This is a genomic window from Actinomyces radicidentis, from assembly GCF_001553565.1.
GTDB classification, from domain to species: domain Bacteria; phylum Actinomycetota; class Actinomycetes; order Actinomycetales; family Actinomycetaceae; genus Actinomyces; species Actinomyces radicidentis.
The window spans coordinates 2,210,164-2,229,851 of the sequence record NZ_CP014228.1; the positions used below are offsets into that span (position 1 = coordinate 2,210,164).

The window sequence follows — 19,688 nt, forward strand, 5'->3', positions numbered from 1 at the left end:
CGGCGACCCCGCCCGCCGCTCAGCGCCCCGCGGAGGGACTCACTTGCCGGAGAACACCGGGAAGCGGCTGTCCTCGCCGTAGTCGGCGAAGCGCAGGGCCGACAGCGCCGCCATGTCCTCCTCGGAGATCTCGAAGTCGACGGCCGCGTTGTCCCGCATGTGCTCCGGGGCCGGCGGTCTTCGGCAGCGGCACGAGTCCGCGTTGGAGGAGGTAGCGGACGCACAGCGCCGGGACGCTCGCCCCGTAGCGGGCCGCGACCTCCGCGACCGTGCGCTCGCCCAGGATCGCGCCGTGGGCGACGGGGGAGTAGCCCTCGACGAGGATCCCATGGGACTCGCAGTAGGCGATGAGCCCGTCGGGGGTGTTGCCGACGTGCGCGAGGAGCTGGTTGACCTGCGGGACGACCGCGCCGTGCTCGATGAGGTTGTCGAGGTCGTGCTCGCGGAAGTTGGACACGCCGATGGCGCGGATCTTCCCCGCCGCCTGCGCCTCCTCGAGCGCCGTCCACGCGGCGAGGTTCCCCTCGTCGTAGGAGCCGCCGCGGAAGTCCGCCCAGGGCTCGGGGGAGTGGATGAGCATGAGGTCGAGGTGGTCCAGTCCCATCCGCTCGAGGGACTCGTCGATGGCCGCGGCCGCGGCGTCGTGGTCCTTGACCTCGGCGGCGAGCTTCGTGGTGACGAAGATCTGCTCGCGGGGCACGGCGGCGCTGCGGACGCCCTCGCCGACGCCGCGCTCGTTGCCGTAGGCCTGGGCGGTGTCGACGTGGCGGTAGCCGATCTCGACGGCGTCGCGGACCGCCTGGGCGGCGTCGGCGTCGTCGATGAACCAGGTGCCGAGCCCCAGGACGGGGATCTCGACGCCGTTCGCCAGCATGCGCGTCTGAGTGAGGGCGGTGGTCTCGGTCATTCCTCGGTTCCTTCCGGCCGGGTGAGGGGCCGCTCGCCGTCGGTGCCCGACGGCGCGGGGCGCGACCCGAGCCTACGGCTGGGCGTCGCAGGGGGACACGGGCGCCGCTCGCCTCAGCGGGGTCCCAGCAGGACCCCCGTCCGCCGCACCTGGGACCTCGGACTCGCTCGCGATGTGGTCCAGACCGCAATACTTGGGGCATGAACATCCTTCTCGTCTCCTCATCACGTCACGGCTCCACCGACGAGGTCGCGGACGTCATCGCGGAGCGCCTCCGGGAGGCCGGGCTCACCGTCGAGCAGGCCCACCCCGAGGACGTCACCGACGTCTCCGGCTACGACGCCTTCGTCATCGGCAGCGCCATCTACATGACCCACTGGACCGACGAGGCCGTCGAGTTCACGTGGCGCTTCCACGACGAGCTCCGCGAGAAGCCCGTGTGGGCCTTCTCCGTGGGCCTGTCCGGTCTGCCCAAGGGGCAGATCTCAGACCCGCACCGCATCGGCCCCGTCCTGCTCAACCTCGACCCCGAGGACCACATCACCTTCCCCGGGCGCCTCGACCCGAGCAGCCTCACCCTGCGCGAGCGCACCATCGCCCGGATGGGCGGCGCGAGCGAGGGCGACTTCCGCGACATGGACGCGGTGCGCGACTGGGCCGGCGCCATCGCCACCACCCTCACTTCGCTGTCCTGACCGGCACGGTCGGCCCTCCGGCCCGACCGACGAGTCCGCACGCTGACGGCCGTCCGCCGCGCCCGCCGGGGCGCAGCTGACGGCCGTTGAGCGGGGCGGGCGCGCTCGCGCGCTACCCTGTGAGCAAGGCGACGACGAGCAAGGCTCCTCACGGTTTCGTATTTGTATGCATGCGGACGTATGGTTTCTGCATGACCTGGACAGCAGCAGTCGCCGGAGCCACCGGCTACGCCGGAGGGGAGGCGCTCCGCCTCCTCGCCGCCCACCCGAGCATCGAGGTCGGCGCCGTCACCGGCTCCTCCAGCGTCGGGAGCCTCCTCGGCACCCACCACCCCCACCTCCTCTCCCTGGCCGGCCGCGTGGTCGAGCCCACCGACGTCGAGCACCTCCGCGGTCACGACGTCGTCCTCCTCGCACTCCCGCACGGCGCCTCCGGCGCGGTGACCGCCGCCATCGAGGCCGACGTCGCCGCCGGCACCTGGGGCGGGCCGGACCCCGTCATCCTCGACTGCGGTGCCGACCACCGCCTCACCGACCCCGCCGCCTGGGCCGCCTTCTACGGCACCGAGCACGCCGGCGCCTGGACCTACGGCATGCCCGAGCTCCTCCACGCCGGGGAGACCGCCGCCGCCGCCCAGCGCGCCGAGCTCGCCGCCACCCACCGCGTCGCCGTCCCCGGATGCAACGTCACCGCCGTGACGCTCGCCGCCCAGCCCGGCGTCGCCGCCGGCCTCATCGACCCGAGCTCCGTCACCGCCGTGCTCGCCGTCGGCTACTCCGGCGCCGGCAAGTCCCTCAAGCCGCACCTCACCGCCGCCGAGGCCCTCGGCTCCGCCCAGCCCTACGGCGTCGGCGGCACCCACCGGCACATCCCCGAGATCATCCAGAACCTCGAGGTCGCCGGCGCCGCGGCCGGCAGCGTGCACCTGTCCTTCACGCCCGTCCTCGTGCCCATGAGCCGCGGCGTCCTCGCCACGGTCACCGCCCCCGTCACCGACGCCGTCGCCTCCGCCGCCGACCCGCAGGCCGCCCTGCGCGAGGCGTGGGAGGCCGCCTACGGCGCGCCCGGCAGCGGCGAGGGCGTCGTCTCCATCCTGCCCGAGGGCGTCTGGCCCACCACCGGCGCCGTCGCCGGATCCGGCCTGGCCACCGTCCAGGTCGCCTACGACGCCGCCGCCGGCGTCGCCACGATGCTCTGCGCCATCGACAACCTCGGCAAGGGCACCGCCTCCGCGGCCGTCCAGTCCCTCAACCTCGCCCTCGGCCTGCCCGAGACCACCGGCGTCGTCACGGAAGGAGTCGCGCCGTGAGCGTCACCGCCGCCAAGGGCTTCCGCGCCGCCGGCGTCGTCGCCGGCCTCAAGGAGTCCGGCAAGCCCGACCTGGCCCTCGTCGTCAACGACGGTCCCCTCGACGTCGCCGCCGGCGTCTTCACCACCAACCGCGTCGTCGCCGCCCCCGTCGTCTGGTCCCGGAACGCCGTCGCCGACGGCACCGCCCGCGCCGTCATCCTCAACTCCGGCTCCGCCAACGCCTGCACCGGGGAGCGAGGTGCCACCGACGCCCGCGCCACCGCCGAGTACCTCGCCGGCGTCCTCTCCTCCCAGCCGGGCGCCGCGCCCGTCGACGGCACCGACGTCCTCGTGTGCTCCACCGGCGTCATCGGCGCGCCGATCGACATGCCGGTCCTCCTGGCCGGGGCCTCGGCCGCCGTCGCAGCGCTCGACGCCTCGGCCGAGGCCGCCCACAGAGCCGCCACCGCCATCATGACGACCGACACCGTCTCCAAGGAGGACGCCCTCAGCCTCGAGGGGCCCGCCGGCACCTGGAGCCTCGGCGGCATGATCAAGGGCGTCGGCATGCTCGCCCCCGGCATGGCCACCATGCTCTGCGTCCTCACCACCGACGCCGTCGTCACCGCCGACGACGCGCGCGCCGCCCTCGTCGCGGCCGCCGCCCGCACCGTCAACCGCATCAACTCCGACGGCTGCATGTCCACCAACGACACCGTCCTCCTCCTCGCCTCCGGCGGCTCCGGCGTCGCTCCCGAGCAGGAGGAGCTCGACGACGCCGTCGCCGAGGTCCTCGGACGGCTCGGCCGCCGCCTCGTCGCCGACGCCGAGGGTGCCACCCACGACATCGCCATCACCGTCTCCGGCGCCGTCTCTGAGGAGGCCGCCGAGGCCGCCGCCCGCACGGTCTCCGCCTCCAACCTCCTCAAGTGCGCCGTGGCCGGCAACGACCCCAACTGGGGTCGCGTCCTGTCCCAGCTCGGTACCGTCCCCGAGGAGGTCTGCCCCTTCGACGCCGAGGAGGTCGACGTCGCCGTCAACGGGGTGACGATCTTCCGCCACGGCGGCCTCGGCGAGGACCGGGGCCTCGTCGACATGACCCCGCGCGAGACCCGCATCGACATCGCCCTCCACCACGGCGCGGCCGAGGCCACCGTCTGGACCAACGACCTCACCCACGGCTACGTCACCATCAACGCGGACTACACGACATGAGCACGAGCACCGACACCGCCCCGGGCCCCCGGATCACCCCGGCGCAGAAGGCCTCCGTCCTCCTGGAGGCCATGCCCTGGCTGCGCGCCTACAGGGGCGCCACGATCGTCATCAAGTACGGCGGCAACGCCATGGTCGACGAGTCCCTCAAGCGCGCCTTCGCCGAGGACGTCCTCTTCCTCCACCAGGTCGGCCTGCGGCCCGTCGTCGTCCACGGCGGCGGCCCCCAGATCAACGCCATGCTGGGGCGCCTCGGCATCGAGTCCGAGTTCCGCGGCGGCCTGCGCGTCACCACCCCCGAGGTCATGGACGTCGTCCGGATGGTCCTCACCGGCTCCGTCCAGCGCGAGCTCGTCAGCCTCCTCAACGTCCACGGCTCCCCGGCCGTCGGCATCTCCGGCGAGGACGGCGGCCTCCTGTCCGCCCGCCAGCGCCTGGCCACCGTCGACGGCGAGAGCGTCGACGTCGGCCTGGTCGGCGACGTCGTCCGCGTCGACCCCCGCACCGTCACCGAGCTGCTCGACCAGGGGCGCATCCCCGTCATCTCCTCGGTCGCGCCGCTCATGGCCGACCCGACGACCGTCCTCAACATCAACGCGGACACGGCCGCGGCGGCGATCGCCATCGCCCTCAAGGCCCAGAAGCTCATCATGCTCACCGACGTCGAGGGCCTCTACTCCAACTGGCCGGACCGCACGTCCCTCGTCTCCCGCATCGGTGTGGACGCCCTCGAGGCGCTCCTGCCGGAGCTCGAGTCCGGGATGATCCCCAAGATGGAGGCCTGCCTGCGGGCCGTGCAGGGGGGAGTGGGGCAGGCCCACGTCGTCGACGGTCGCGAGCCCCACTCCATGCTCCTCGAGATCGTCACGGACGACGGCGTCGGCACCGTCGTCTACCCCGAGCACACCAGCCAGTCGCGTACGAAGGGAGGACCGACGCTGTGAGCGGCACCCAGAGCACCACCGGATCGAACGAGGCCTGGGGGCAGCGCTACGCCGCCGCCGTCATGAACACCTTCGGGGCGCCGCAGCGCGTCCTCGTGCGCGGCGAGGGCGCCCACGTCACGGACGCCGACGGCACGGAGTACACCGACCTCCTCGCCGGCATCGCGGTCAACATCCTCGGCCACGCCCACCCGGCCGTCGTCGCCGCCGTCACCGAGCAGATCAGCACCCTCGGCCACGTCTCCAACTTCTTCGCGACCCCCGCCCAGATCAGCCTCGCCGAGGAGCTCGACGCCCTCGTCTTCCCGGGCACGCCCGCCGGCTCCTCGAAGGTCTTCCTCGCCAACTCCGGCACCGAGGCCAACGAGGCCGCCTTCAAGATCGCCCGCCGCCACGGCGGCGCCGACCGCCCGCGGATCCTCGCCCTCGAGAACGCCTTCCACGGCCGCACCATGGGCGCCCTCGCCCTCACCCACAAGGCCGCCTACCGCGAGCCCTTCGCGCCCCTGCCCGGCGGCGTCGAGTTCCTCCCCGCCGGTGATGTCGGGGCTCTCCGCGCCGCGATGGGACCGGACGTCGCCGCCGTCGTCCTCGAGCCGATCCAGGGCGAGGCGGGCGTCAAGCCCCTTCCCGCCGGCTACGTCGAGGCCGCCCGTGAGGCGACCAGCGCGGCCGGCGCCCTCCTCATCATCGACGAGGTCCAGACCGGCATGGGGCGCACGGGCGCCTGGATGGCCCACCACCTCCTCGCCCCCGGCGTCATCCCCGACGTCGTCACCCTGGCCAAGGGGCTGGGCGGCGGCATGCCCATCGGCGCCGCCGTCGCCACCGGCGAGGCGGCGGCGCTCCTCGGCCCCGGCCAGCACGGCACGACCTTCGGCGGCAACCCCGTCGCCTGCGCCGCCGCCCTCGCCGTCATCAGCACGGTCCGCGAGGAGGACCTCCTTCAGCGCACTGCCGACCTCGGCGAGCGCTGGGCGGCCGCCCTCGCCGCCGTCCCCGGCGTCACCGAGGTGCGCGGGGCCGGTCTCCTGCGGGGCGTCGCCCTCGCCGACGGCCTCCCGCCCGCCGCGCGGATCGCCGCCGAGCTCATGGAGCGCGGCTTCATCGTCAACGCGCCCCGGCCGGACACGCTGCGCCTCGCGCCGCCCCTCATCCTGTCCGACGCCGACGCCGACGCCTTCACCGCCACCCTCACGGACGTCCTGACCGAGGCCCTTCAGACCCGTGCGGACGCCCCCACCACCCAGGAAGGAGCAGCATGACCGAGCAGCAGGCCGCCCCCCGGTCCGCCGCCAGCCCCGCCAGCGCGGGCGCCCCTCAGACGAAGACCGCCCGCCACGCCCTCATCGCCCAGGTCCTCGGCCGCGAGCGGATCCGCTCCCAGGCCGAGCTGCGCGACGCCCTCGCCGAGCGCGGCGTCACCACCACCCAGGCCACGCTCTCGCGCGACCTCGTCGAGCTTCGGGCCACGAAGGTCCGCTCCGCCGACGGCGTCCAGGTCTACGCGATCCCCGAGGCCGGCGCCCCCGGCCAGCAGCCCGCGCCCGTCCCCGGCGGTGAGGGCGCCATGAGCGAGCACGTGAGCGCCCGGCTGGCCCGCTGGTGCGCCGACCTCCTCGTCACCGCCGAGTGGGCCGGCCAGCAGCTCGTCCTGCGGACGCCCGCCGGCGCCGCCCAGCTCCTGGCCAGCGCCGTCGACGACGCCATGCTCCCTGGCGTGCTCGGCTGCATCGCCGGGGACGACACCGTCCTCGTCATCACCCGCGGCGAGCAGGTCTGCGCCGACGTCGCGGCCCACCTGCTGTCCCTCGCGGACCCCGGCTCGCGACGATGACCGCCCGGTGGGCGAGCCGCCACGACGCCGCGTCCCCCGGGCGCACCACGATGGGCGCAGCACCCTGCGCCCGCCCCCCAGCAACCCCCTGAGAACACCCGAACCCGCTCACGTCCCCGACGGGCACCGCCCGCGGGGTGAGGAACCAGAAGAGAGAGAAGCATGAGCGACCACAAGGACCGCGTCGTCCTCGCCTACTCCGGAGGCCTCGACACCTCCGTCGCCATCGGCTGGATCGGCGAGCAGACCGGCCGCGAGGTCATCACCGTCGCCGTCGACGTCGGCCAGGGCGGTGAGGACCTCGAGGTCATCCGCCAGCGCGCCCTCGACTGCGGCGCCGTCGAGGCCTACGTCGCGGACGCCCGTGACGAGTTCGCCAACGAGTACTGCATGCCGGCCCTCAAGGCCAACGCCCTCTACGAGGGCAAGTACCCGCTCGTCTCCGCGCTGTCGCGCCCCGTCATCGCCAAGCACCTGGTCAAGGCCGCCCGCCAGTTCGGCGCCTCGACCGTCGCCCACGGCTGCACCGGCAAGGGCAACGACCAGGTCCGCTTCGAGGTCGCCATCACCTCGATGGCGCCCGACATGGACTGCATCTCGCCCGTCCGCGACCTCGCCCTCACCCGCGACGTCGCCATCGAGTACGCCGAGAAGCACAACCTCCCGATCGAGACGACGAAGCACAACCCCTTCTCCATCGACCAGAACGTGTGGGGCCGCGCCATCGAGACCGGATTCCTCGAGGACCTGTGGAACGCCCCCACCAAGGACGTCTACGTCTACACCGACGACCCGACCTACCCGCCGCTGCCCGACGAGGTCGTCATCCACTTCGAGCAGGGCGTCCCCACCGCGATCGACGGCAAGCCCGTCACGCCGCTCGAGGCCATCCAGGAGCTCAACCGCCGCGCCGGCGCCCAGGGCATCGGCCGCATCGACATGGTCGAGGACCGCCTCGTGGGCATCAAGTCCCGCGAGATCTACGAGGCCCCCGGCGCCGTCGCGCTCATCGAGGCCCACCAGGCCCTCGAGTCCGTCACCCTTGAGCGCCTCCAGCGCCGCTACAAGAAGCAGATGGAGCAGACCTGGGGCGAGCTCGTCTACGAGGCCCAGTGGTACTCGCCGCTGAAGAAGTCGATGGACGCCTTCATCGAGGATACCCAGAAGTACGTCACCGGCGACATCCGGATGGTCCTCCACGGCGGCCGCGCGGTCGCCAACGGCCGCAAGACCGACACCGGCCTGTACGACTTCAACCTCGCGACCTACGAGACCGGCGACACCTTCGACCAGTCCTCCTCGCGCGGCTTCATCGAAATCTACGGCATGCAGTCCAAGCTCTCGGCCGCCCGCGACGTGCGCCTGGGCAACGGCGTCGGCTTCTGACCGCTCACGATCGCACCCGGGCGGGCCGCCGGCCCGTCCGATCACGACGACGGCGCGGGGCCGCTCCCACTCCAGCACGGGTGGGGCGGGCCCGCGCCGTGCTCGCACCGCGCTCCGCTCCCACGGGGCGGGCGGACGGCCGACCGCCGTCGCACTTGGGTAACAATGGCCCCATGACGAGTGCCACGACGCCCGAGTCCGACCAGACCGCTCAGCCCGCCGCCGGCGCCCCCGCCGGCATCAGCCTGTGGGGCGGCCGCTTCTCCGGCGGCCCCGCCGACGCACTCGCGGCGCTGAGCGTCTCCACCCACTTCGACTGGCGTCTCGCGCGCTACGACATCGCCGGCTCCCGTGCCCACGCCCGCGCCCTCGCCGTCGCCGGTCTTCTCGACGACGCCCAGCTCGCCGGCATGGTCGACGCCCTCGACCGCCTCGAGGACGACGTCGTCTCCGGCGCCTTCGCGCCCGCCCCCGGCGACGAGGACGTCCACACCGCTCTCGAGCGCGGGCTCATGGAGCGCGCCGGTGCCGACCTCGGCGGCCGCCTGCGCGCCGGCCGTTCCCGCAACGACCAGATCGCCACCCTCATCCGCATGTACCTGCGCGACCAGGCGCGCCACGTCGCCGGTCTCGTCCTCGACGTCGCCGACGCGCTCGTCAACCAGGCCGCCCGCGCCGGCGAGTCGATCATGCCGGGTCGCACCCACATGCAGCACGCCCAGCCCGTGCTCGTCGCCCACCAGCTCCTCGCTCACGCCTGGCCCCTCATGCGCGACGTCGAGCGCCTCGAGGACTGGGACGCCCGCGCCGCCGTCAGCCCCTACGGCTCCGGGGCCCTCGCCGGCAACACGCTCGGCATGGATCCCGACGCCGTCGCCGCGGACCTGGGCTTCGACGCCTCCGTCGAGAACTCCATCGACGGCACCTCCGCCCGCGACGTCGTCGCCGAGCTCTCCTTCATCCTCGCCATGACCGCCGTGGACGTCTCCCGGCTCAGCGAGGAGATCATCATCTGGAACACGAAGGAGTTCGGCTTCGTCACCCTCGACGACTCCTTCTCCACCGGCTCCTCGATCATGCCGCAGAAGAAGAACCCCGACGTCGCCGAGCTCGCCCGTGGTAAGGCCGGCCGCCTCGTCGGCGACCTCACGGGCCTCCTCACCACCCTCAAGGGCCTCCCGCTCGCCTACGACCGCGACCTCCAGGAGGACAAGGAGCCGGTCTTCGACGCGATCGACACCCTCGCCATCCTCCTGCCGGCCGTCTCCGGCATGGTCGACACGATGGCCCTCCACTACGATCGCATGGCCGAGCTCGCCCCGCAGGGCTTCTCCCTGGCCACCGACGTCGCCGAGTGGCTCGTCAAGCAGGGCGTCCCCTTCCGCGAGGCCCACGAGATCTCCGGCGCCTGCGTGCGCGAGTGCGAGGGCCGCGGCATCGAGCTGTGGGACCTGTCCGACGGCGACTTCGCCCGCATCGACGCCCGCCTCACGCCAGGCGTGCGCGAGGTCCTCTCCGCCGAGGGCTCCGTCGCCGCCCGCAAGGGCCACGGCGGCACCGCGCCCGTGCGCGTCCTCGAGCAGCTGGCCCGCGCCATCGAGCACTCCGCCGAGCTGCGCGTCTTCTCCTGGGAGGGCTCCCTCCTCGACGGCCCGACCGGCCCGTCGTCCTCGACGACGAGACCGAGCCCGCGGATGGCGAGGACGCCTGAGCCGGTGACGGGGGAGCATGGCACCACCGGCCAGTTGTCCGCGCGCACGGGGGAGTCCGGCACGCCCGCCGACGTCGCCGAGCTCCTCGCAGGCGACCCGGCCGAGGTGGCGCCCCGGCTCCTGGGCGCGCGCCTCACGGCCACTGGCCCGGACGGCGTCGTCACGGTGCGGATCACGGAGGTCGAGGCCTACCGCGGCGAGGAGGACCCCGGCTCGCACGCCTTCAAGGGGCGCACCGCGCGCAACGCCGCTATGTTCGAGGCGGCCGGCGCCGTGTACGTCTACTCGATCTACGGCATGCACCGCTGCATGAACCTCGTGTGCGGCCCGGCCGGGCTCTCGCGCGCCGTCCTCCTGCGTGCCGGCGAGGTCATCGAAGGTCAGGACCTGGCCCGCATCCGTCGCCCGGCGGTCAAGCGGGCCCGTGACCTCGCGCGGGGGCCCGCGTGCCTGACCCGCGCGCTCGGCGTCGACCGCGACGACGACGGCGGACGGCTCGGTGCCGCGGGCTCGCGCCTCAGCCTGGCCCTGCCCGCGCCGGGGGAGGGACCCGACCTCGCACTCGTCCGCCAGGGCCCGCGCACCGGCCTGTCGGGGCCCGGCGGCGACGGCACCGTCTACCCGTGGCGCTTCTGGCTCGACGGCGACCCCACCGTCTCCCCGTACAATCCGGCGACGCCGCGCCGTCGGCGGCGGGAGCCGGGCCGGTGAGCATCCCGGCGACGTACTGGAACCACAACGCCGCCTTCCATCGAGAGCTCGTGCGCGACGCATCCACGCGGGGCGGCCGGGCACTCGACGTGGGCTGCGGCGACGGCCTCCTCATGGTGCGCCTCGCCGAGGTCTGCGAGGAGGTCATCGGCGTGGACACCGATCCTGCCGCGCTGGAGAGGGCCCGCGTACGGGCTGCGGGCCTCCCCGCCGTAAGCGTCGTGAACGGCTCCGTCGTCGACGCCAGGATGATGGCGGAGCTCGGCGTCTTCGAGACGGTCACCTGTGTCGCGACGCTCCACCATCTCCCGATGCGCGCAGGACTGCGAGCACTGGGCCGGCTGGTCGCGCCCGGCGGCCGGCTCATCGTCATCGGCCTCGCGCGCAACGAGAGCCTCCTCGACTGGACGCTCGCGATCCTCGGTGTCATCCCCAACCGGCTCGTCGGCGTCTGGCGGCACGAGGCTCTCGACGTCGGCGTGCCGGTCGCGGAACCGTCCGAGTCCCTGCGCCGGATCAGCGACGCCGCACGGGAGCTCCTGCCAGGAGTGCGTCTGCGGCGACGCTTCCACTACCGCTACCGACTGACCTGGGACCGCCCGGAGAAGGACCGTTGAACGTGAGCACCCGCCCCATGACCCTGCGTGAGCTCCAGGCCGCGCTCCGCGCCGTCGTTGGCGAGGTCGGGCCCTGGCCCGCTGAGTCGGACACCGAGTACGTCTGCGGCGCGATCCTCGTCCAGAACACCGCGTGGACGAACGTCGAGCGCTCGCTGGCCGCCCTGAGGGAGGCGACCGCCTTCGATCCGGAGCGCCTCCTCGAGCTCGCGGACGAGGAGCTCACCGCCCTCATCCGCCCCTCGGGATTCATGACCGCCAAGGCTCGCGGCATCCGGGCCTGGTGCCGGTGGCGCCTCTCGGAGCCCGGCGTCGGCGCCGAGGGTCTCGACGACGAGGCCCTGCGCGCGGCGCTCCTCTCCCTGCCCGGGATCGGTCCTGAGACCGCGGACGTCATCGCCCTCATGGTCTTCGGCCGGCGTCGCTTCATCTTCGACGCCTACGGCCGTCGCGCCCTGCGCCAGGCCGGTTACGAGCCCGACCGCCAGTACGAGCGCACCCGCCGCGAGCTCGAGGCGCGTCTCGACGCCGCGGGACTTAGCCACGCCGAGCTCGTCGAGCTCCACGGCCTCCTCCTCGAGGCCGGCAAGCGCGCCCGCGCCGCTGGCGGTTGGGAGGTCTTCGGCCCAGCCGTCGGCATCGTGCCCGTCGTCGCCCACTGACGCCGGGCGGAGGCGGCCGTCCGCGTCCGGCTCACGGGGCCGGCGCGCGGTCCCGGCACCCGGTCGAGGGCACGGCCCCGGACCGATCCGGGCCCCGGCAACCCGGCATGGCAGACTAGCGGCGCCGGGGCGCTGCCCCGGACCCGAGGCTCAGCGGGAGACTGAGACGACCCGGCGGCCCGCGAGGCGCCGTCGGAGAACCCCATGGAAGGCAACAGGACAGTGACCGACATCCTGGACGAGCTGCAGTGGCGGGGCCTCATCGCCCAGCACACCGACATCGACGCGCTGCGCAGCGCGCTGAGCGATGGCGAGCTCACCTTCTATTGCGGCTTCGACCCGACCGCCCCGAGCCTCCACCACGGCCACCTCGTCGCCGTCAAGGTCATGCGGCACCTCCAGATGGCGGGTCACCACCCGCTCGCCCTCGTCGGCGGCGCCACCGGCCTCATCGGGGACCCGCGCGCCAAGGGCGAGCGCAGCCTCAACACGAAGGACGTCGTCGCCGGCTGGGCCAAGGGCCTGCAGGCCCAGCTCGAGAACCTCCTCGACTTCGAGGGAGAGAACCCCGCCCGGATCGTCAACAACCTCGACTGGACCGGCGAGATGAGCGCCGTCGACTTCCTGCGGGACCTCGGCAAGCACTTCCGTATGGGCACCATGCTCTCCAAGGACATCGTGGCCCGCCGCCTGGCCAGCGAGGAGGGCATCTCCTTCACGGAGTTCAGCTACCAGATCCTCCAGGCCAACGACTACCTCGAGCTCTACCGCCGCTACGGCTGCACGCTCGAGGTCGGCGGCAACGACCAGTGGGGCAACCTCGTGGGCGGCATGGACCTCATCCACAAGGTCGAGGGCGAGTCCGTGCACGTCATGACGAACCCCCTCATCACGAAGGCCGACGGCACGAAGTTCGGCAAGACCGAGGGCGGGGCGATCTGGCTCAACCCCGAGATGCTCAGCGCCTACGCCTTCTACCAGTTCTGGCTGCAGGTCGATGACGTCGACGTCGTCCGCTTCCTCAAGGTCTTCACCTTCCTGCCCCGTGAGGAGATCGAGCGCCTCGAGGCGGCGACGGCGGAGAACCCCCGTGCGCGGGAGGCGCAGCGCGTCCTCGCCCACGAGGTCACGACCTGGGTCCACGGCGCGGAGGCCACCGCCCAGGCGGAGGCCGCGACCGGTGCCCTCTGGGGTCGCGGCGAGCTCACGGGCCTGGACGAGGCGACGGTCCTCGCGGCGACGGCGGACCTCCCGACGGCGGAGCTGACGGTGGGGGAGTCGACGATCGTCGACCTCCTCGTGGCCACCGGGTTGGAGAAGGGGCGTAACGCGGCCCGCAAGACGGTGGCCGCCGGCGGCGCCTACCTCAACAACGTCAAGGTGACCGACGAGGACGCCCCGATCACCGCGGACGACCTCCTCGCCGGCGGCACCGTCCTCGTGCGCAAGGGGCGTCGCAACCTCGCGGCGGCCCGACGGGCCTGAGCTTCAGCCTGACCAGCACATGTCGGCGCCATGACGCCGACATCGGCGGTGGCCCTGCGCTTGTGCGCAGGGTCACCGCCATTTCATTTGACCGTCACCGGGGCTCTGCATAATGTTCTCTGCGGCCCGAAACGGGGCGGAGAGATCCGCAAGCCGTTCGGGAGCCGAGAACTGAAGAGAGTCGCTCAGCGAGATCGGGATCACGGATCCTCGATTTGACCTCCTGAAAACGACTCGCTAAAGTTGATCGGGCGCTTCCGGAAAGAAGCGGTTCGCAGGAAGTGCGAGCAACAGAATTCCGGTGGGTGTGTTGTTTGAGAACTCGATAGTGTGTCATGTTTTTTATGCCATAGTGAGCATTCTGGATGGCTGGTGCTGCCCTGTTGTGGGGTGGTTTGGTTGTTTGGTTTGTTTGTTTTGTTTTGGTTTGCTCACCCCGGCTTCCTCGTCGGTTGCGGGGTGGGTTGAGCCTGGAGATGTTTTTTCTCTGAATTGTTTATTGTTTGGCTTCCTGCATGATCGCTCCTTGTGGGCCTTGGTCATTGTGGGTTGTTCTTGACAAGTTTTTTTGGAGAGTTTGATCCTGGCTCAGGACGAACGCTGGCGGCGTGCTTAACACATGCAAGTCGAACGGTGAAGCCCCAGCTTGCTGGGGTGGATGAGTGGCGAACGGGTGAGTAACACGTGAGTAACCTGCCCCCTTCTTCTGGATAACTGCCGGAAACGGTAGCTAATACGGGATACTCATTCCCTGCCGCATGGTGGGGTTTGGAAAGGTTTTTCTGGTGGGGGATGGGCTCGCGGCCTATCAGCTTGTTGGTGGGGTGATGGCCTACCAAGGCTTTGACGGGTAGCCGGCCTGAGAGGGTGGACGGTCACACTGGGACTGAGACACGGCCCAGACTCCTACGGGAGGCAGCAGTGGGGAATATTGCACAATGGGCGCAAGCCTGATGCAGCGACGCCGCGTGAGGGATGAAGGCCTTCGGGTTGTAAACCTCTTTCGCCAGTGAAGCAGGCCAGGCCTTATTGGCTTGGTTGACGGTAGCTGGATAAGAAGCGCCGGCTAACTACGTGCCAGCAGCCGCGGTAATACGTAGGGCGCAAGCGTTGTCCGGAATTATTGGGCGTAAAGAGCTCGTAGGCGGCTGGTCGCGTCTGTCGTGAAATCCCCTGGCTTAACTGGGGGCTTGCGGTGGGTACGGGCCGGCTTGAGTGCGGTAGGGGAGACTGGAACTCCTGGTGTAGCGGTGGAATGCGCAGATATCAGGAAGAACACCGGTGGCGAAGGCGGGTCTCTGGGCCGTTACTGACGCTGAGGAGCGAAAGCGTGGGGAGCGAACAGGATTAGATACCCTGGTAGTCCACGCCGTAAACGTTGGGCACTAGGTGTGGGGGCTCTTTCCGGGGTTTCCGCGCCGTAGCTAACGCATTAAGTGCCCCGCCTGGGGAGTACGGCCGCAAGGCTAAAACTCAAAGGAATTGACGGGGGCCCGCACAAGCGGCGGAGCATGCGGATTAATTCGATGCAACGCGAAGAACCTTACCAAGGCTTGACATGTGAGTGACCGCCGCAGAGATGTGGTCTCCCCCTTGTGGGGCGCTTTCACAGGTGGTGCATGGTTGTCGTCAGCTCGTGTCGTGAGATGTTGGGTTAAGTCCCGCAACGAGCGCAACCCTCGTCCCGTGTTGCCAGCACGTCGTGGTGGGGACTCGCGGGGGACTGCCGGGGTCAACTCGGAGGAAGGTGGGGATGACGTCAAATCATCATGCCCCTTATGTCTTGGGCTTCACGCATGCTACAATGGCCGGTACAGTGGGTTGCGATACCGTGAGGTGGAGCGAATCCCTTAAAGCCGGTCTCAGTTCGGATCGGTGTCTGCAACTCGACACCGTGAAGTTGGAGTCGCTAGTAATCGCAGATCAGCAACGCTGCGGTGAATACGTTCTCGGGCCTTGTACACACCGCCCGTCACGTCATGAAAGTCGGCAACACCCGAAGCCCGTGGCCCTACGGGGAGCGGTCGAAGGTGGGGCTGGTGATTGGGACGAAGTCGTAACAAGGTAGCCGTACCGGAAGGTGCGGCTGGATCACCTCCTTTCTAAGGAGCCCTTCTATGAGTCACCACCGGTGACGGGCCAGCCGGACAGTGGTTGGTCGGTTGGTGGTGCGGGGTTGGAACGCTATCGGCATGAATGAGCACATCACCGTGCAGGTGGTCCTCTCCTTTGGTGGGGGCTGCTTGTTGGTGGTGCCCCCGTCCCTCCCCGGGTTCGCCTGGGGGTGGTTGCGGGGGTGGCGCACTGTCGGGGTTCTGGGGCAACACAGTGCCGGCCCTCTGTTTGGGGGTTGGTGGCCCTGGCGCCTCACCGCACGAAGCTCGCAGCCCGTGATGGTTGTTGGTGGGTGGTGGTGTGGGTGGGTTGGTTGTGAACTGCATAGTGGACGCGAGCATCTTTGATCTTTGTCAATCATGAGGCCTGTTGGTCTTGTGGTTGTTGCATGTTTTGTTTGTTTTTTTGAGCGTTCGGTGGATGCCTTGGCATCAGGAGCCGATGAAGGACGTGGTGGCCTGCGATATGCCTCGGGGAGCCGGCTAACGGGCTGTGATCCGAGGGTTTCCGAATGGGGGGACCCGGCACCAGTTATGTGGTGTCACCTGCATCTGAATTCATAGGGTGTAGGGGGTGACGCGGGGAAGTGAAACATCTCAGTACCCGCAGGAGAAGATATTCCGTGAGTAGTGGCGAGCGAAAGCGGATGATGGTTAAACCGTTTCCGTGTGATGACCCGGCAGGGGTTGCGGTTGCGGTGTTGTGGGGCGCATCTTTCTCACGTCTGCCGGCGTGGGGCGCAGTGAGAAACTCGCATGGTAGCTGAATCCTCTGGGAAGGGGAGGCGTAGTGGGTGAGACCCCCGTAGGCGAAACTGTGTGGGCTGTGTGGGTGCGTTGCCCGAGTAGCACGGGGCTCGTGGAATCCTGTGTGAATCTGCCAAGACCACTTGGTTGCCTGAATACTTCCTGATGACCGATAGCGGATAGTACCGTGAGGGAATGGTGAAAAGTACCCCGGGAGGGGAGTGAAATAGTACCTGAAACCGGGCGCTTACAAGCCGTCAGAGGCCTGCTGGGCTGATGGCGTGCCTATTGAAGAATGAGCCTGCGAGTTAGTGCTGTGTCGCGAGGTTAACCCGTTGGGGGGAGTCGTAGCGAAAGCGAGTCCTAAAGGGCGTTTTAGTGGCACGGTCTAGACCCGAAGCGGGGTGATCTACCCATGGCCAGGTTGAAGCACGTGTAAGAGCGTGTGGAGGACCGAACCCACTTCAGTTGAAAATGGAGGGGATGAGCTGTGGGTAGGGGTGAAAGGCCAATCAAACTCCGTGATAGCTGGTTCTCCCCGAAATGCATTTAGGTGCAGCGTCCCGTGGTCCCCGGCGGAGGTAGAGCTACTGGGTGGCTGATCGGCCCCACAGGGTTAGTGACGTCAACCAAACTCCGAATGCCGTTCGGGTTACAGCGGGGCAGTGAGACTGCGGGGGATAAGCTCCGTGGTCGAAAGGGAAACAGCCCAGATCGCCGGCTAAGGCCCCTAAGCGTGTGCTAAGTGGGAAAGGATGTGCGGTCGCGCAGACAACCAGGAGGTTGGCTTAGAAGCAGCCACCCTTGAAAGAGTGCGTAATAGCTCACTGGTCAAGTGATCGTGCGCCGACAATGTAGCGGGGCTCAAGCACACCGCCGAAGCCGCGGATCCGCAGCGTGTACTCTCCTGTCCCTTGATGGACGTGGCAGGGGTTGCGGGTGGTAGGGGAGCGTCCTGCACCGGGTGAAGCCTCGGAGTGATCCAGGGGTGGATGGTGCGGGAGTGAGAATGCAGGCATGAGTAGCGACACTAGGGTGAGAAACCCTAGCGCCGAATGACCAAGGGTTCCAGGGCCAGGCTAGTCCGCCCTGGGTGAGTCGGGACCTAAGGCGAGGCCGACAGGCGTAGTCGATGGACGACGGGTTGATATTCCCGTACCGGCGAAGCACCGCCCATGCTGACGCGCGGGTGCTAACCCACGCCGATGGCCACGAACGCGTCATGTGATCACTTCGGTGGTCCGTGTCGTGGTGGTTGTTGGTCTGGGGACCCTCCGTGCAGGTAGGCAAGCGTATTAACAGGGGTGACGCACAGTGGTAGCCTCCGCGGGCCTAATGGCTTGGCCCGTTCAAGCGAGCAGCCCGCTGCCTAGGCAAATCCGGGCAGCATGAGGGTCAGACGTGATGGTGACCCGCCCATTTGGGTGGGGAAGTAGGGTGATCCTGGGGTGCCGAGAAAAGCCTCGACGCGATGGTGCCAGCCGCCCGTACCCTAAACCGACACAGGTGGTCGGGCAGAGTATGCCTAGGCGCACGAGATAATCATGGTGAAGGAACTCGGCAAAATGCCCCCGTAACTTCGGGAGAAGGGGGGCCCAAGCCTTGAAGCTCCTTGCGGGCTAGGGGTGAGGGTCGCAGAGACCAGGGAGAAGCGACTGTTTACTAAAAACACAGGTCCGTGCGAAGCCGCAAGGCGATGTATACGGACTGACGCCTGCCCGGTGCTGGAAGGTTAAGAGGAACCGTCAACCCCTTTCGGGTGAAGCGGTGAATTTAAGCCCCAGTAAACGGCGGTGGTAACTATAACCATCCTAAGGTAGCGAAATTCCTTGTCGGGTAAGTTCCGACCTGCACGAATGGCGTAACGACTTCTCCGCTGTCTCCACCATGAACTCGGCGAAATTGCATTACGAGTAAAGATGCTCGTTACGCGCAGAAGGACGGAAAGACCCCGGGACCTTTACTATAGCTTGGTATTGGCGCCCGCCATGACTTGTGCAGGATAGGTGGGAGACTGTGAAGCGGCCACGCCAGTGGTTGTGGAGTCGTCGTTGAAATACCACTCTGGTTATGGCGTGCGCCTGAACCTCGGCCCGTGATCCGGGTCAGGGACAGTGCCTGGTGGGTAGTTTAACTGGGGCGGTTGCCTCCTAAAGTGTAACGGAGGCGCTCAAAGGTTCCCTCAGCCTGGTCGGCAACCAGGTGTTGAGTGCAAGTGCACAAGGGAGCTTGACTGCGAGACCGACAGGTCGAGCAGGTACGAAAGTAGGAACTAGTGATCCGGCGATCCCGAGTGGGTGGGTCGTCGCTCAACGGATAAAAGGTACCCCGGGGATAACAGGCTGATCCTGCCCAAGAGTCCATATCGACGGCATGGTTTGGCACCTCGATGTCGGCTCGTCGCATCCTGGGGCTGGAGCAGGTCCCAAGGGTTGGGCTGTTCGCCCATTAAAGCGGTACGCGAGCTGGGTTTAGAACGTCGTGAGACAGTTCGGTCCCTATCCTCTGCGCGCGCAGGAGACTTGAGAAGGCCTGTCCCTAGTACGAGAGGACCGGGACGGACGAACCTCTGGTGTGCCAGTTGTCCCGCCCGGGGCATGGCTGGTTGGCTACGTTCGGAATGGGTAACCGCTGAAAGCATCTAAGCGGGAAACCATCTTCAAGATGAGGTCTCCACACGACCCTTCGGGGTTGTGGTAGGCCCCCAGTAGACTACTGGGTTGATAGGCCGGGTGTGGAAGACCTGCAAGGGTTGGAGCTGACCGGTACTAATTGGCCGACACAAACAACACGCGCCCCCCGGCCACGTTCGTGGCAGGGGGATGAAATGATCTTTTGCGCTTGCGTCCACTGTGCGGTTCACGACCAACCCACCAACCCCGAACAACAACAGGGGGGGGCCGGCCGGTCACGGCTCGAGCCTCACCTGGCGGGGTTGTGTGACATGTTGGATAGTGGTTTTTCCGACGACCGTGTGTTGCCTGCTTGGTCGTCTCGGTGGTCATAGCGGGAGGGTTCACGCCCGGTCCCATTCCGAACCCGGAAGCTAAGACTCCCAGCGCCGATGGTACTGCACTCGCTAGGGTGTGGGAGAGTAGGACACCGCCGAGCACACACGTGAATGGTGAAGGCCGTTCCACGCCGACGCGGACCCGGTTTCCGGGTGACCGCGAGGGCGTCGGGGCGGCCTTCATCGTGTTCTCCTCGCTCGGTCGGTCGGCCCCGGGCGGACGGACGACCGCCCTGCGCAGAGGGCGTTGGACGTCCGTCTGCCCGCCGGCGCTGATCGGGCGGTGCGCGCCGTCGGCGGACCGGCACGACAGACGCGGCTCCAACCTCTATGAGCGGGACCCTCGCAGGTAGGG

Annotated in this window: 12 protein-coding genes, 3 rRNA genes and 1 pseudogene; 15 read left to right on the forward strand and 1 reads right to left on the reverse strand. The window is 69.0% G+C overall.

Features of this window, described 5'->3' with window-relative positions:
• Positions 1-19: 19 nt before the first annotated feature.
• The gene (locus AXF14_RS09430) at positions 20-907 is read right to left on the reverse strand and encodes an aldo/keto reductase (protein ID WP_211260077.1); all 888 of its coding nucleotides are present in this window, start codon (positions 905-907) and stop codon (positions 20-22) included.
• 200 nt (positions 908-1,107) lie between these two features.
• Between AXF14_RS09430 and AXF14_RS09435 the strand changes: the two genes are divergently transcribed.
• The 15 genes and pseudogenes from AXF14_RS09435 (at position 1,108) to rrf (ending at position 19,434) form a co-directional block, all read left to right on the forward strand.
• The gene (locus AXF14_RS09435) at positions 1,108-1,602 is read left to right on the forward strand and encodes a flavodoxin domain-containing protein (RefSeq protein WP_067942795.1); all 495 of its coding nucleotides are present in this window, start codon (positions 1,108-1,110) and stop codon (positions 1,600-1,602) included.
• A 191-nt stretch (positions 1,603-1,793) separates the two neighbouring features.
• Positions 1,794-2,912 (forward strand): N-acetyl-gamma-glutamyl-phosphate reductase, encoded by a 1,119-nt coding sequence (gene argC, locus AXF14_RS09440; RefSeq protein ID WP_067942796.1) that lies wholly within the window; start codon positions 1,794-1,796, stop codon positions 2,910-2,912.
• Positions 2,909-4,108 (forward strand): bifunctional glutamate N-acetyltransferase/amino-acid acetyltransferase ArgJ, encoded by a 1,200-nt coding sequence (gene argJ / locus AXF14_RS09445; RefSeq protein ID WP_067942797.1) that lies wholly within the window; start codon positions 2,909-2,911, stop codon positions 4,106-4,108. Before argC ends, argJ begins: the two co-directional genes overlap by 4 nt.
• Positions 4,105-5,052, forward strand: a complete 948-nt coding sequence (gene argB / locus AXF14_RS09450; protein ID WP_067942798.1) for an acetylglutamate kinase — start codon at positions 4,105-4,107, stop codon at positions 5,050-5,052. Before argJ ends, argB begins: the two co-directional genes overlap by 4 nt.
• Positions 5,049-6,317: an acetylornithine transaminase gene (locus AXF14_RS09455; protein WP_067942799.1), complete on the forward strand. Its 1,269-nt coding sequence runs from the start codon at positions 5,049-5,051 to the stop codon at positions 6,315-6,317. Before argB ends, AXF14_RS09455 begins: the two co-directional genes overlap by 4 nt.
• A complete protein-coding gene (locus AXF14_RS09460; RefSeq protein ID WP_067942800.1) occupies positions 6,314-6,889 on the forward strand; it encodes an arginine repressor in 576 nt (191 codons plus the stop codon). The genes AXF14_RS09455 and AXF14_RS09460 overlap by 4 nt, the downstream gene beginning before the upstream one ends.
• Before the next feature lie 162 nt (positions 6,890-7,051).
• The gene (locus AXF14_RS09465; protein ID WP_067942801.1) at positions 7,052-8,275 is read left to right on the forward strand and encodes an argininosuccinate synthase; all 1,224 of its coding nucleotides are present in this window, start codon (positions 7,052-7,054) and stop codon (positions 8,273-8,275) included.
• Between the two features lie 173 nt (positions 8,276-8,448).
• Positions 8,449-9,939, forward strand: a pseudogene (gene argH / locus AXF14_RS09470) (argininosuccinate lyase); the annotation flags it as partial.
• A 30-nt stretch (positions 9,940-9,969) separates the two neighbouring features.
• Positions 9,970-10,698, forward strand: a complete 729-nt coding sequence (locus tag AXF14_RS13995) for a DNA-3-methyladenine glycosylase (RefSeq protein ID WP_169798285.1) — start codon at positions 9,970-9,972, stop codon at positions 10,696-10,698.
• Positions 10,695-11,315, forward strand: coding sequence for a class I SAM-dependent methyltransferase (locus tag AXF14_RS09475; RefSeq protein WP_335338913.1), 621 nt, complete (start codon positions 10,695-10,697; stop codon positions 11,313-11,315). The genes AXF14_RS13995 and AXF14_RS09475 overlap by 4 nt, the downstream gene beginning before the upstream one ends.
• 2 nt (positions 11,316-11,317) lie before the next feature.
• Positions 11,318-11,977, forward strand: coding sequence for an endonuclease III domain-containing protein (locus tag AXF14_RS09480; RefSeq protein WP_236755477.1), 660 nt, complete (start codon positions 11,318-11,320; stop codon positions 11,975-11,977).
• Positions 11,978-12,199: 222 nt separating this feature from the next.
• Positions 12,200-13,462 carry a tyrosine--tRNA ligase gene (gene tyrS, locus AXF14_RS09485; protein ID WP_067942802.1) on the forward strand — a complete coding sequence of 421 codons (1,263 nt, stop codon included), beginning with the start codon at positions 12,200-12,202 and terminating at the stop codon, positions 13,460-13,462.
• Between the two features lie 565 nt (positions 13,463-14,027).
• Positions 14,028-15,564 (forward strand): 16S ribosomal RNA (locus tag AXF14_RS09490).
• 406 nt (positions 15,565-15,970) lie between these two features.
• Positions 15,971-19,114, forward strand: a 23S ribosomal RNA gene (locus AXF14_RS09495).
• A gap of 202 nt (positions 19,115-19,316) precedes the next feature.
• A 5S ribosomal RNA gene (gene rrf / locus AXF14_RS09500) occupies positions 19,317-19,434 on the forward strand.
• The 16S, 23S and 5S rRNA genes sit together here, the layout of an rRNA operon.
• Positions 19,435-19,688: the final 254 nt, after the last annotated feature.

Bases quoted from the DNA above. Each gene is read 5' to 3' on its own strand.
- AXF14_RS09460 (WP_067942800.1), top strand. From the start codon at position 6,314: ATGACCGAGCAGCAGGCCGCCCCCCGGTCCGCCGCCAGCCCCGCCAGC.
- argB (WP_067942798.1), top strand. From the start codon at position 4,105: ATGAGCACGAGCACCGACACCGCCCCGGGCCCCCGGATCACCCCGGCG.
- AXF14_RS09435 (WP_067942795.1), top strand. From the start codon at position 1,108: ATGAACATCCTTCTCGTCTCCTCATCACGTCACGGCTCCACCGACGAG.
- argC (WP_067942796.1), top strand. From the start codon at position 1,794: ATGACCTGGACAGCAGCAGTCGCCGGAGCCACCGGCTACGCCGGAGGG.
- AXF14_RS09465 (WP_067942801.1), top strand. From the start codon at position 7,052: ATGAGCGACCACAAGGACCGCGTCGTCCTCGCCTACTCCGGAGGCCTC.
- AXF14_RS13995 (WP_169798285.1), top strand. From the start codon at position 9,970: ATGGCGAGGACGCCTGAGCCGGTGACGGGGGAGCATGGCACCACCGGC.
- AXF14_RS09430 (WP_211260077.1), bottom strand. From the start codon at position 907: ATGACCGAGACCACCGCCCTCACTCAGACGCGCATGCTGGCGAACGGC.